This is a genomic window from Parabacteroides chongii (assembly GCF_029581355.1).
Lineage (GTDB): Bacteria > Bacteroidota > Bacteroidia > Bacteroidales > Tannerellaceae > Parabacteroides > Parabacteroides chongii.
The window spans coordinates 1,952,199-1,966,761 of the sequence record NZ_CP120849.1 but is presented as its reverse complement, the minus strand read 5'-3'; the positions used below and the strand labels follow the sequence as shown (position 1 = coordinate 1,966,761).

Annotated in this window: 6 protein-coding genes and 1 tRNA gene; 2 read left to right on the top strand and 5 right to left on the bottom strand. The window is 39.1% G+C overall.

What is annotated here, in order from left to right; genetic code table 11:
* The first annotated feature begins 2 nt into the window (after positions 1 to 2).
* Positions 3 to 1,469, top strand: a complete 1,467-nt coding sequence (locus P3L47_RS07430) for a sulfatase family protein (protein WP_277783189.1) — start codon at positions 3 to 5, stop codon at positions 1,467 to 1,469.
* A gap of 80 nt (positions 1,470 to 1,549) precedes the next feature.
* On the opposite strand, the gene P3L47_RS07425 is transcribed toward P3L47_RS07430, so the two are convergent.
* The gene (locus P3L47_RS07425; RefSeq protein WP_277783188.1) at positions 1,550 to 5,875 is read right to left on the bottom strand and encodes a cellulase family glycosylhydrolase; all 4,326 of its coding nucleotides are present in this window, start codon (positions 5,873 to 5,875) and stop codon (positions 1,550 to 1,552) included.
* Positions 5,876 to 6,628: 753 nt separating this feature from the next.
* Here P3L47_RS07425 and P3L47_RS07420 point away from each other — a divergent pair.
* Positions 6,629 to 10,120 (top strand): DUF6383 domain-containing protein, encoded by a 3,492-nt coding sequence (locus tag P3L47_RS07420; RefSeq protein ID WP_277783187.1) that lies wholly within the window; start codon positions 6,629 to 6,631, stop codon positions 10,118 to 10,120.
* A 551-nt stretch (positions 10,121 to 10,671) separates the two neighbouring features.
* Here P3L47_RS07420 and P3L47_RS07415 read toward each other — a convergent pair.
* The 4 genes from P3L47_RS07415 to prfB all read right to left on the bottom strand — a co-directional run bounded on the left by P3L47_RS07415 (position 10,672) and on the right by prfB (position 14,536).
* Positions 10,672 to 11,580, bottom strand: coding sequence for a hypothetical protein (locus tag P3L47_RS07415; RefSeq protein WP_277783186.1), 909 nt, complete (start codon positions 11,578 to 11,580; stop codon positions 10,672 to 10,674).
* Positions 11,581 to 12,407: 827 nt separating this feature from the next.
* Positions 12,408 to 13,169, bottom strand: a complete 762-nt coding sequence (locus tag P3L47_RS07410) for a Fic family protein (protein WP_277783185.1) — start codon at positions 13,167 to 13,169, stop codon at positions 12,408 to 12,410.
* 87 nt (positions 13,170 to 13,256) lie between these two features.
* A tRNA-Ile gene (locus P3L47_RS07405) sits at positions 13,257 to 13,330 on the bottom strand.
* An 80-nt stretch (positions 13,331 to 13,410) separates the two neighbouring features.
* Positions 13,411 to 14,536 (bottom strand): peptide chain release factor 2 gene (prfB, locus tag P3L47_RS07400; protein WP_122361736.1). Its coding sequence is split into 2 segments (ribosomal slippage): positions 13,411 to 14,472 and positions 14,474 to 14,536, totalling 1,125 coding nucleotides; the frame shifts between segments, so codons are not numbered across the junction.
* Positions 14,537 to 14,563 lie beyond the last annotated feature (27 nt).

Here is a 14,563-nt window from a genome sequence, read left to right as displayed (position 1 = left end):
AAATGAGAAAGATCTTAATACCAGTTTTCACACTGGTTTTATCTACAGCATGTCTGGCGCAATCTAAAAAGAAAGCGCCTAACATTCTGTTCATCCTTGTCGATGACATGCAGAGCACATGTATCCATTCGTATGGATGTGACCAGGTACATTCACCTAACATCGACCGGATTGTTGAAAACGGTATGTCTTTTACACGGACATACACTAACGGTTCATTAGGCGGAGCCCTGTCAATGCCCAGCCGAGCCATGATCATGACCGGACGAGGAGTGTATCAGGTTCTTCAGGATGGCGCCCTGATACCGGAACAACATGTCACGCTGCCGGAGTTATTAAGACAGAACGGATACACGACTTTTGCCACGGGGAAATGGCATGCAGACAGGCAGGCATTCAAACGTTCTTTCGAATGTGGAGAGAATATCTTTTTCGGAGGAATGCATCCTTACAAAACAAATGGTCATGTGTCTCCTCATCTCTATCACTACGATCCTACAGGAAACTATGCCGAGCATTTTGTCGGAGAAAAATTCTCATCAGAAATGTTTGCTGATGCTGCTGTTGAATTTCTAAATGGAAGGAAGAAAGAGAAAAATCCATTCTTTGCTTTCGTAGCTTTCACTTCGCCTCATGATCCGCGTATGGAACATCCGGCTTATGCTCATCCATACAAAGCCGATACACTGAAGTTGCCGATCAATTTCCTACCTCAGCATCCGTTTGAGAACGGAGATATGAAAGTACGTGATGAAGTCCTTTCACCCATTCCCCGAACGGAGAGTGCTGTTCAAAAGGAATTAGCCGGATATTATGGAATGATTAGTGAAGTAGACACACAGATAGGCCGTGTCATTCAAGCGTTAAGAGAGAGTGGAGAAATGGATAATACGATTCTGGTATTTGCCTCGGACAATGGTCTGGCTGTCGGTCAGCATGGATTATTAGGCAAACAAAATCTGTATGATCATAGTGTACGCGTTCCATTAGTCATATCTGTCCCAGGAATGGAAAAGGATAAAGGGACCCAAAAAGACGTAAACTGTTACTTGTACGACCTCTATCCTACCCTTTGTGATCTGGTGGGTATTCAACCAGCTCCGTCCGTAACGGGTAAATCTTTACTCCCTGTGATGAAAGGACGCGACAGACATCGCGATTGCCTGTTCCTTGCATACAACAGCATTCAACGCGGTTTGATAAAAGATGGATGGAAATATATTATTTACAATGTAGGTGGTTTCAGAACCGAACAGCTATTCGATTTGAGAAACGATCCGTGGGAGATGGTCAATCATGCACAGGATCCTGCTTATTCTTTTAAACTTGCTGCTTACAAGAAGTTACTGAAAGAAGAGATGGAAAAGAATAATGATTTCTGCCATCTGGATGATTTCTTTTGGTGGGGCAATGGTGGAATGTTACCCTGGAACGAAGGGAAAAAGCTATATACAGATCCTAATAAATAAAATGAAAGCAGGAGAAAACGAAATGTATTTTCTCCTGCTTTCACTATAGATTATAATTCCAACCTTAAAAGCTTTAATCCTTATTTCTTTACAAACTTAAAAGTCTTCCTGTTTCCATTCGTACATACCACTTGTGCAATATAAACTCCTTTACTTATCGAATGAATATCGACAGTCGCAATATTAGTCATCGGTGATTCTTTGGAAATAAGACGTCCTGTAATATCAATAATTTCTATAACAGCAACCGGATCGGTAGCCTCAACGGTCAAGCGGCTGTTGGATACCTGGCAAACGATTGCATCAGCATTGATTTCTTCATTTCCTGTTGCCGGACTTTTAGAGAAATAGAGATTATCCAAATAGAAAGTGCCTTTCGTATCACTCTCAAACCGGATATACTTGACGATACTCCAATCCAGCAAAGTCAATTTGGATGTCAGCCAGTTTTCTTTCGGAATCGAGAGTGCGGTAAGCTCCGTTTCACTTATGCCGTCCGACAAATATACTTTCAGTGTTCCGGCATTAGGACTCCATACATCCAGGTGAAGGAACTCCATCGAAGATACATCCTGTAATTTAATGTTGACTGCCAGTATATTCGTATTGGTCAGTTTCCATACAGGAATACCTTTAACTGTAATAGTTTCCACTTTAGTATCCTGCCCTTCCAAGCTCTCAAAGCTGGAATAAATATTTTCGTAAACATTGCTGAATACAGAGATCACATTTTCCTGCAGGAGAGTCGGCGCTGATGCCGGCCAAAGGGGGGCAGATTCATCTTCCGGATCGGGATCTTCAGGGTCCGGATCCTCAGGGTCCGGTTTTACTACCGTCTTTTGGTATAGATAGATATGATCCAGATAAATTCTGCGTTCTTCTCCGGTTCCTCCGGATAGCTGGATACTCTTCAGTTTTCCACCTGTCTGGGATAGGATACTGGTTAAGTCTATATCGATGCTGTTCCATTCATGGGGTTTCAATGTATAGCTTTCTTCTGCTAAAGTATCTCCATTTCCGGTAACAGCTATCTTTACATCAAACCAACTCCCTGGATATACTTCCAGGTGAAGCATTTTCTTATCTCCCGGAGACGTTGTTGCAAAAGAAATTTCCCGTGAGTCAAAGTCTGAGAATAGAATAATCTTCTGTTCTTGCATGTTCATGGCTAAATCATTCGCTGCCGGAATATACAAATCTCCGGTATATTTTGAACTGAATATACATATTGTTTCTTCTGCATTTTTGGATGGAACAGGAGCCTGCGGAATGACTTCGACAACCTTCTTTACTGTAATATCCTTTAAAGTAATTGTAGCCGGACTTCCTTTTCCTAAGTCAAAAGCCATACGAGCTTCGGCATCCGTATCATAATGCATGGTAAAGGCATAAGAAAATACTTGTTCTTCATTTCCCGGCGCAAAAGAGAAATTGCCGTATGGAGTATGACCTTCACCTTCTGAACCGACATAAGTATAATAGCTACCCCCCTCACCTGTTGACATAGCAGTAAAAGAGACCTCATAGGTCGCATTGTTTTCTATAGGTAACCCTCTTAATAGTGCCTGAACCGAGTAAGTATACTCACCTCCATTTTCTATTTGTACCGTTAAAGCATCTTTGACAGAATTAAGTTCACCCACATATCCATGTCCTGACCAACTCTTTCCACCAGGATTTTTTATATCATAAACAGACTCTTTTTCACGATACTCTATACCAGCCACTTTAGCGGGCATCGAATGAGTAAGCAATGCATCGGGCAGATAAGGGAAATCTCCTTTTGACTTATTGTATATGCTTGACGTCAGATGCCAGTAAGCAGAACTAAATCCATGTTTATCGATTGTCCGTGCTATATGATTTGTCCAAAGGAGGCGTGAATCGATATCTGCCTCAAAATGGACACCGAACTCTCCGATATGAATAGGGACATTCTTATTGTCTTCGCTAAATTTTTTTATCTTTTCAAAATCAGCAGTGACAGCATCCCGCTCTTTTTGTGTATCGTTCCATCTCAATCCGATAGGATAGCCTGGCTTTACCCAACTCGCTCCCTGGTGAGTAAAAGGCAATGGGTTGTAATAGTGAATCGTTACGATCAAACGTTTATCATCCTCTGGTAATATTAAGGCATTGCTGCCTTCCAAGCCGTTGATCGTTCCCCAATCCGTTGTACCAACCATAAGGACACGATTTTGGTTGTTGGCGTTTCCGAATTTGTTTTCTTTTCTTATCACGCCAATAGCATCTTTGAAAACTCTGTTCCATTTGCTATCCATCGCATCTCTTGGTTCATTCAATATTTCGAAAATCAGACGCTCATCGTAATTTTGGAAATACTCGGACAGTTGTCCCCAAAGAGCCAGGAATCGTTTTATTTCAGCCTCCTGTGTATCACCCGTCAGATCCATCAACGGATCATAATGGTGTATATTAAGAATGACTTTCAGATCGGCAGCCAAAAGTTTATCTACAACTGTTTGTATTTCTGTCAGAAATTCCGGCTTTATATTATAAGGTGCCTCTTTGAGACTTCTATAATCGCTTGTCGGGAAATTATCCCAACGAACAGGTAAACGTACATGCTTAAAGCCTTTTTCTTTTATCTTTTGGATATAATAATCATCCCACAGATAGTCAGCTTCCTGCTCGAAAGTGGCACCGATGTTGACACCACGACCTAACTGATTGTTAAAGGTGGAAATCGGAGTTGGATCGAAATGATCTTGCTTGTTATAGAAGTATATGTTATCGACAAAGAGGGTATTCGATCCTCCATTTTCAGGCCATACATAATCTAATCGGGTTAATATACTTCTATTTTCTCCTAATTTGAGCGTACTCAAATCAATATCAAAACGATTCCATTTACCAGCTTCAAGGGGTAAATTAATATCATGAGTTTTTTCATTACCATTTAGTTTAACATTAAAGCTTCTTATTGCTACCGGTGAATAGATATCGATATGGAAAAAATCCATCCCACTGACATCTTTATTCTCATCGAGAATCTGTATCGGGCAATGATTCATATCGATCAAAGCCATCACTTCACGATTAGCAATGGACGTAGGTTGTGGTACAGTGGTTTGATGACTTGATGTTGCAAGAAAATCAACCTTTCTCTTAGAACTTACATCTGTATATGAATCGCCAAATAAAGAAATCACATCATCCGCATTGCGTACCGGAGGAAGATAAGCGGTAAAATCGGGCGTCCCTTCAACAACCGTTTGTTTGCTATCATAGAAATAGACATGATCCATGTATACGGTAGTAAGCTCACTATTGGAAGAAAGATTTATAACACTGATATACTTATTTCCACCTGTTTTCTCGTAAAAATCAGAAAGATTTATATCAATAGAATTCCAGCTATTGGCAGTAAGGCTATAGAAGTTGGTTTTTACTTTTTGGGATTCATCAACCCCTTCTATTCTGTCTTCATAAAGAATTAACTCTACGGCAAATAATATTGCAGTCTCAGGATAAACTTCCAAATGCAAATAGTCTTTCCCCTCTATATTCAAAACCTGATTAGTAGGGTTATATTGCATTGCCATCCATCCAAATGTTGAGAATTTGAGAATATCTTTTTGATTTTCATCCTTTGCTGTTGAGTTTACAGTCGATGATCCCCATTGTAAATATTCTATACTGATATCTGTCCCATATTCCGTACTGTAGAAGTTTTTGATATTAGAACGCTGGTATTTTGGAATAGGCGCGGCTTCTAATAAAGTAGTAGAAACATCCGCTTTTTTATAAAAAAAGATGTTATCCAAATAAGCCGTTGTGCTCCCCTCGACAGGTTTCCCCGTCCCGTCTACAACCGTTAATTCGATAGCGTTTATTTGTTTCAGTTCATTTCCCTCATATGATACAGATCTAAATTCACTCAAAGGGATACTGAGGGTATGCCAAACACCTGATGACAATTCTCCGTCTGCATCATTTTTTGAAGCCGTATAGCCATAAACCGCCTCAGAAAGAGGCGCATACAACTTCATATAAAGACCGTCTATCTTTTCGCTTAGATAAATATCAATATTGATATGGCTAATAGATGATGTTTCTATCTTAACATCAGGATCTGCTTTCTCTTCATAAAACGTAATAACTTGATTATCAAACGACGAAAACTTGATCATTTCTTGACCACTACCATTGTTCTCTATAGACTTTACAGTCGTATGAGTTGCCCCCCACGAAGCATATTGTAAATCAGTACGTTTCCCATAGTAATTACTATAAATAGTTTTTACCCCATGACTTTCTTTATTAAGTCCCGGATCATTTGCAGCAGAAATCGTTTCAGCCTGCGCACTCTGCCCAAATACTCCGGCCATTCCGGTTAATAAACATACAATAGTGGCTATCCTTGTGAAAATATTTTTCTTCATAATTTGTGTATACCCCTTTTTTTAAGCGCTCATATCTTTGTCCATACTAAAAAGCGGACATTCAACAACAAACTGGTTTTTAACTCATTATACTCAAGACAAATATCGCTATATTTATTTAATAAAACAGACTCGTTAAGTTTATTTTTAATTTAATAAGCAATTGGGATACAGCTTAATAGACACACCTTTTAAACTTCACGTCATGAATTTCCGCTTTCGCAGATTATTAAAAGAGTAAAAAGAACTACCATCTCATGTTTATCCCCCAAATCAAGGAATATGTTGCATAAATAGTGCTGTTTTGTTCTATAACCCATGTATTTTGGAAAATTAGAAGCGTTTTCTCTTGTCGATTCGGAAAACCTCTTTACCTTTGCAACAGATTCCGTAGCGAGCAGCGGCTCGCGATAAACGGTTTGTTTACATATTGTAAGCATTTTACGAAGATTATTCCAAATTGAAAATCTGGTAAATTTTTAGCACAAAGGAATAATGAACAGTAAATGCTTGCGCTTGTTACGTATAAGTGTATCTACCATTTTGTATGGGTGGATTATATTATATCGTATAAGCGCGGGCAGTTGTTCTATTATTTTTGTGCGGGCTTACCAGAGCCTTCAATTTGATAATAGACAACTCGCCCGCGTTTTTTTGTGCCCGTTCATAATCATTCGCGGGGGTTGTTCCCTCCTTCGTAAAATTAGTTGTTGGTTTTTTGAACCCTATTTATAAACAATTAATTTTAAGATTATGAACAAAAAGTTTTCTACGTTTGTGGCTGGCGCTCTGCTAGCCGGTGCTGTGGTTACTCCTCAAGATTTGTTGGCAGAGATTGCGTTAGGAGCATCTCCTGCTGATGCTACGGTAGTAACTACTTCCGGAGCAACAACGAATGGATTTATGGTGTTGAATGTTAATGGTAAAAAGTATGTCGTTACAAGCGATGTCAATCATGCAATGATTGCAACTCCGTTTGAAGAGGCTTTTCTTTCCTCTTCAGAAATGAAGTTTACATCAGATGGAACCAATATGACTATTACCGTTAATGGTAATACTATCGGATTTGCGTCAGCAAGTGAAGGTTGGGGAGAAGAGCCTATTGTTATTGCTAATAGCGCATTTTCTAATCGGTTGTCTATTGCAAATACATCTCATTCGGTGAAAGTTGCAATTGATCCAATTACTGGTCGACCAGTGTTTACTCCTGAAGATAATACAAATAATTGGTTTGAGTGCTCAGGATGCGACATTAAAATTTACAATGAAAATAGTTTAAATGCTGTTTTTGCTGAAAACTTTATCGGAGATAACGACTTGAACGAATTTGTATTCGGTAAGTATTATATTTTAATGAATGCAGATGGACAGTATTTGAAAGCTGTTTCTTCCGGCGCTGAAGGCTACGTAAGTGCAGAACCGGTTGCTGATTTAGATGAAGACGATCCTGCTTTTTATTGGACTGTAGGAAAACAAGGAGCTTTGAACAAAGCAGCATTTACAAGTAAAGATGGTGGACTGTTAGTGTCTACTGGAACAACTGTTTTGTATGCAGGTTTGGATAATGACAAAAAAGGTCTTGTTAGCACTAATGGTGAAGTTGCTTTAACAGACGAAAGTGGAACTCCTTCATCATTATCTTCTGTATACATTGCAAATGTATCCCTTTATCCTATTTCTTCTAGCGAACTGCAGAGCATCTACGGTTCTAGCTTTGCTGCTACTATTTCAAGAAATAACAAAGGCTTGGACAATAATCCGTTTACAGGCAGCCTAACTCCGGTTCAATGGAAGAATCTTTCTGTAAATGCAGATTTGATTCCTCTTGCAGGTTCTCAGGATCAATTCATGTTGCAAAATGGTGAAGGTAAAGTTATCGTAGTTCAGACTGATGATAAATATGCTGCTGCAACAGATAACTATGGCTATAAAGTACTTGCTTTGGATCCTAAAGATTTAGCTACTGCGATAAAAGCAAATAGTACTAAATATGTATACAATTTCTCTATTTATGCAGATCCTTTGTTCACTGCAGGAACTAATGAAGAAATTTCATTTATTACTGCTACAACAAGCAATGGTACTTCTTATAAATTAGGTTCAATAGCTTTAGATTCAGATGATAATCAGACTTTAGCTGCAGAAGTGATGGGTACTGATTATCTGGATGCTATCAAAATCAAATTATCAAAAGCCAATCTGATCAACCTGAAAGAAGTATTGAAGACTCCGACATTCTTCACTATCAAGAATGTAAATACAAAAGCTAAATACGCTGCCGGAACAACAGGTGTGAACTTTGGTAAAGTATTAGGTTTGGATGAAGACGGTAACGTTGCTTTCATGAAGAAAGACGAAGTTTTGTTGGATCATCCTGAAACTCAGTGGGCTATTACTATTGAAAATGGCCAGATGGTTATCAAGAACCGTGAAAATACTGTAGCTAAGGATGCTGAGAATACAAATAATGATTTTACTTTGGATCCGAATCAATTGTATGTGGTTCCTGGTAAAGCAAACACTTATGCTTGGATTAAGGGTGGAAGCTTGACTAAAGTCGACACACTGGAAATTGCTCCGGTTGTTACATCTGTAGAAGATGGTTTTGCTCGTTTCGATGCAAATGCTGTAAAAGATCAGTTGTTCTATATCGGTTCTTATTCAGACGTGAAAGGTGTTTCTTATGTAGCTGAAAGCCACAAGAACAACCACCAGCTCGGTTTGGTTGCTGAAGAAAAAGAAGCAACAGAATGGCGCTTGGGTGCTTTGACTTACGAAGAAAACGACGCCTGGGACAAACCGGTATCTTATACTGCCGATACAATCCGTATCGAAAGTGCTTTAGGTTACTGGGATGCTGATGCAAAAACATTTAAAAATACAAAAGATGATGATTCAGCAGCTAACAACTCTTACCTGAAAATCCTTGTTTATTCTTTGAAGAATAGTGCAAATGACGAATATGTAAAATATGATGATGTTGCAGCCCGTAACAGATATGCTACAGGTTTGGAAGGTGAAAAAGACGGCTTCAAGAAACTGACAGATGCACAGTATTTCGCAGTGAAGGTTGCTGGCGAAGATTTGTATAATTTGATTCCGGTTACTTATGTTGATGGAACGACAGCTGATGGTTATGCAGACGGTACTTATAACACTGTAACAAAAGAAACAGAAGCTTACGAAGTAAAAACATCCTTGTCTAATCATAAAGTATTTGCCGGTAATAGTGCTTCAAAAGGTATCCTGGCTCAAACATCTATCTATGACAGAACAGAGAATGACTTGTTCACTATCAAACAAAAAGATGCTCCTGCATACTTGAAGTTGAAACAAGGTCAGATTATCAAACTGTATCGTGAAGAATATACTTCCGAGTCAAATGTATTGTATGAAAAGGATAATTTCTTAGGTGTTGGCAACGCTGTTGAAAATACAAAGATCAATCCGGCTCTGTATGTTGATACTGTTTATGTAGACCGTGAAGGTAACAACCGTTGGGAATATCTGTTGGGGGTAAACATTACTCGTATAGATACGACTTACAAATGTGACGAACCTTCTCATTCTCACCTGATCCACCGTGCCGATACGACTAAAGGCCGCTTCCTGGTTAACTTCGCTGATTCTGCTATCGTTGCAGCCGGAAAGGAAGATGTTCATGTAAACAAATATATGTATTCTGACAGCCGCGGCGACTGGGCCAAACTCGGTTTCGTTCCTGGTTTCCGTACAGCTGACGTATTATCTATCTGGAATGGTGAAAAGGGCAAGGCTGATCTGATCGAAGTTGGTACTGCTGCTCCTCAGCTGGTTAAGTTCGCATTCCGCATCGTAGACAGTGCAAAGAATGCATTTGTTATCGAAACAGGCTATAAGGATCTGAATGTAAAGGACTATGATGATGCAACAATCGAACGTGCCGGTTACCTGCGTTACGATAATGGTGTAGTATATGTAACTGATGATATCGAAGATGCAGAAGTATTCATGGCTAATCCGGACGAAGACCGCACTCCGACAGCCAACGACGAAATCGCAGCTGAAGGTGTATCAGTAGTTGCTGGTAACGGAACTGTAACCGTGAAGGATGCTGAAGGCAAGAACGTAGTAATCACTAACGTACTTGGTCAGACAATTGCCAATACAGTAATCACTTCTTCTGAAGCTACAATCTCTGCTCCTGCAGGTATCGTTGTAGTAGCCGTAGAAGGTGAAGCCGCTGTTAAAGCAATCGTAAAATAATAGAAACTATTTATAATCAATAAATTTAAATTGACCGCGCGTCGTAGGGGGCGGCTCCAAACTACTCCCTTCTGATAATTACCCTGCGACAGGCGAACAAGCAGTCAGTATTAATACTAAAGTAATGAAATAAAGTTCTTCTGTTCTGACCCCTGTGAAGGGCGACGGCAGGTAAAAAGCCCCGGCGGAAATTCCGTCGGGGCTTTCGTTATTTTCACGAAGGAATACAGAGCTTTTTATAGTAGAAAGGCAACAATTCAGTAAGACTTTCCCTTTTGGATAAGAAAACGTTACAGACTTTTTGAGCACCTAAAAATATTTTATGAATTTGAATTTGAGACAATACCACACCAACGAAGTAAAGGATTTTTCTTTTTCTCATTCTTCTGTGGTGATATGAACTTGACAGATATGGCTAATATAAAATTGACGGATATAAAATCGAACTTCGACAGACAAAGAAATTCTATTCGCTATTTCACATATACCCTTCAAAAACCAAAGAGAATATATAAAAAGAGAGTCCCTTTAAAATGTTTGTTGTAAATCTTTTATATTTGATTTTTATTTAATAAAGCCTCATATTCTAGTTCCATGAATAATCGACCGAGGTTTACGGCTTCAGCTTTCATCATTTTATTAATATTCTCTTTTTGATAAGTTGATTGTGTGTCCTCAATTATTTTTATTATTTTTTCTGTATCTGTCTCTTGAGTCTTTATTATTTTTTCTGTTATTTGATTAGTTGTTGCTTCCCAAGCTTTTTGCTCTACAACTTCATATGCCTTTTTGAGTTTATCTAAGGTCTCATCAGATGATTTAAGAAAATAAGTACACTGATTAAAATCAGGTGATTTCTCGTATGTATTCCCTAAACTTACACTACGATTGTGATGAAGTTTTATTGAAAAGATTGAAGAGCCTAAAGATGCGTCAAAATTAGAGGCTTCTGCATCTTTTTTTAATTTGAATGTTATATCTTTATAATAGATGTTTAGGAGAAACAATGCAGCCATTGCATCTAATAAATATTTTACGCTTCCAAAATGTAAAGAATGGGCTCTATCGTGTTTCAGATTTTGGTAAGAGTTGTTCCAGCTGTAAGTCATTCTGTTACTTCCTGTTCGTGTTTCATTTTTTTTGAATGGATATATTTCTCTATTTGTTAGGAAGCAATTATATGAGCTTATAATTATAGTTTTCTCTTCGAGAGACCATTTTGAATTTAGAAATGAGATAGCGTCTTCATCATATTTTATATTGATGGTTTTTGGACCCCCATTAAGAAGATATAGCTCTTTTGAAATAGACTCTATTTCAGCAGATGATCTTAGTATTAAGTCTGAGATTTTACTGGAGTAAACAGAGATTTGTGTGTCATCAATATGAATATAAAACATTATGTTGTTAAATTCATTCTCTATGTTTTTATATACGGGCCAATAGATATTTGTATTCATACTCAATAGTTTAAAAATCTTTATTTTGCATACTGTTATGTTGAATTTGCTTTTTGTTAGAGTAACAGAGTAGACAGGATTCGAACATTGGTGTAATAATCGTATTTTTATTTGATATATGCAAGTCTTTGTCTTATAAAAATCAAAACATTAACCCATTGCTGGCTTTCGCCACCTCATTTGCCCAAACGACTCCAAATATACCTTCGTTATCTCTGTATTCGAATGATGAAGTACTGCTCTTACGATATCAATAGACTTTGTTTCTGAAAATAAACGCATGGCGAAGCTATGCCGAACAAAATATGTGCTGAGGTCTTAAATCGCTTTTGGAGATCCCATGATGGTTGCCATTTTTTCAGGTACTTGTTGAGCTTTTTGTGCTTGTTCTTCTTAAAATCACTCAGCTCTGCATTTGTATCTTAATCGGTTCTTTGTAAAAAGAAGATTTTATGGACATTCCAAAAAAAATTTAAGTAAAGAATTTCTGTTCTAATTTAAGACATGTGAAGATGTTATCGCTTTCATGAAATAGCTTCATCCCCGTGTTTATGAACAAATGCTGAAAGCCGGATAGATAACCATTTAGGTTATGAGAAGTACTCCAAGCAGGGTGATCATAGTGCTAATTCCCATAATAGTAATTATAAGAAGCAGATTCAAACAGATCCTTTGGAATGTTTATACATGATTGCCTGGATGGATGGCATCGCATTCAAAGTCAGGGAAATTACTATATTTAAAAACAAGATTCAAGTATAAAACCTAAATCCTGAAGTTTTCTATTTACACAAAATTATGTACAGCGTCTTTAGGAGAATTATATTTCATTTTATAATCTGAATATACCGCTGCAATGCTTCTTTTTCAGCCTCGGCTACCAAGAAATAAAAAGCATTCGGTTCATGCTCTGTATGTGACTTTTCCAAAGCCTTATAATATTGCAGTTTCTTGTCATTATCACCTTTCAGCGTAACAAGGATATAACCATGCAGTAAAAGGTAAAGGTTCATCAAAAGACGACATGTTCGCCCGTTTCCGTCGATAAACGGATGAATCCTGACAAGTTCGTCATGTAAGTACCCTGCTATTATTACCGGGTGGATGCCCTCCTTCTCCATTTGCTGAAACTTTAAAATAAAATCTTCCATTTGTTTCTCAATGAGATAGGGTTGAGGCGGTATGTGAGTACTCCCCGTTATCAGTACCGGCACAGTCCGATAACGACCGGCATTCTCCCGGTTAATGCCATGCAGCACGATAGCGTGGATTTCCTTAATTGTCCGTTCGCTTATCTCTATTTTTTGCTGGGCAATATCTTTGATAAAATCGATGGCCTGCGCATGGTTGATAGCTTCCAAGTGCTCCCGCATAGATTTACCGGATATGGTTACACCCTCATTCACAACAAGGGCCGTCTCCTGCAATGTAAGCGTATTTCCTTCTATTCGGTTACTTTCATAGGTATACTCCATTTCGAGAGCATCCGCTATCTTTTTTAAGGCTTCCGGGGGCAATGGACGCAAAGTAGCTAGTTCCGCTTTAAGAGAATCCACTTCTTGCAATACGATACTTAGATCTTCAATCATGATTATTCGACTTTAATGTTGATGCTTTTCCCAGTACAACAAAACAAAAAAGGCTTTGCAGTCACCCGCAAAGCCTTTTTCCGAAGGTGGTCCCACTTGGGCTTGAACCAAGGACTCCCTGATTATGAGTCAGGTGCTCTAACCAACTGAGCTATAGGACCGGTATTTCAGAGGGTTACTCTGAAATCGGGTGCAATATTACGACTTTTAATCGAGTTTTGCAAGTTTTCCATTAAAAACTTTACTTTTCAGCAGCTTCCTCACCGCCAAACTCCATCAGATAAGCCTTGATAAATTCGTCGATCTTACCATCCATTACACCATTTACATCAGAGGTCTGATAGTTGGTACGGTGGTCTTTCACACGGCGGTCGTCGAAAACGTAACTACGGATCTGTGATCCCCATTCGATCTTCTTCTTACCGGCTTCAATCTTAGCCTGCTCTGCCAAACGATGTTTCAACTCCTTATCATACAGGATAGAGCGCAACTGACGCATCGCATTCTCACGGTTCTTCGGCTGGTCACGCGTCTCGGTATTTTCAATCAGGATCTCTTCTTCCTCACCCGTATAAGGATCCTTAAACTGATAACGCAAGCGTACTCCTGATTCTACTTTATTTACGTTCTGCCCACCGGCACCGCCTGAACGGAAAGTATCCCATGAAATAGCAGCTGTTTCAATCTTCACTTCAATCGTATCGTCCACCAACGGAGTAACAAACACGGAAGCAAAAGAAGTCATTCGTTTTCCCTGCGCATTATATGGGGAAACACGAACCAGACGATGCACGCCATTCTCACTTTTCAAATAACCGAAAGCATAGTCGCCTTCAATATTAATAGTGACAGTCTTGATACCCGCTTCATCACCATCCTGTATGTTGGCGATAGAAACCTTATAATTGTGAGATTCAGCATAACGCAGATACATACGCATCAGCATAGAAGCCCAGTCCTGGCTTTCGGTGCCACCTGCCCCGGAGTTTATCTTGAGCACGCAACTCATCTGATCCGCCTCGTCACGAAGCATGTTCCGGAATTCCAAATTCTCCACCAGCTCCAAAGCCTTGGCATAAGCCGCATCAACCTCTTCTTCAGTGATAACCTCTTCCTTTACGTATTCATAAGACAACTGCAATTCCTCTGCCGCAGCATTCACCTCGTTATAAAGCTCGATCCACTTTTTCAGCTCTCTTACTTTCTTCATCTGAGTCTCCGCCCGTTTGGCATCCTCCCAAAATCCGGGATCCTGCGTACGCAATTCTTCTTCTTCTAACTGGATGGTCTTACCATCTATGTCAAAGATACCCCCTCAGCGCTTGCTCGCGCTCCAACACGTTCTGTAGCTGGTCTGATGTTATCATAATCTTGTTTTTGTTTTAAAATTCGTG

Excerpts from the sequence above, each read along its gene's own strand:
- P3L47_RS07410 (WP_277783185.1), bottom strand. The coding sequence starts at position 13,169 with ATGATTGAAGATCTAAGTATCGTATTGCAAGAAGTGGATTCTCTTAAA.
- P3L47_RS07430 (WP_277783189.1), top strand. The coding sequence starts at position 3 with ATGAGAAAGATCTTAATACCAGTTTTCACACTGGTTTTATCTACAGCA.
- P3L47_RS07420 (WP_277783187.1), top strand. The coding sequence starts at position 6,629 with ATGAACAAAAAGTTTTCTACGTTTGTGGCTGGCGCTCTGCTAGCCGGT.
- P3L47_RS07425 (WP_277783188.1), bottom strand. The coding sequence starts at position 5,875 with ATGAAGAAAAATATTTTCACAAGGATAGCCACTATTGTATGTTTATTA.
- P3L47_RS07415 (WP_277783186.1), bottom strand. The coding sequence starts at position 11,580 with ATGAATACAAATATCTATTGGCCCGTATATAAAAACATAGAGAATGAA.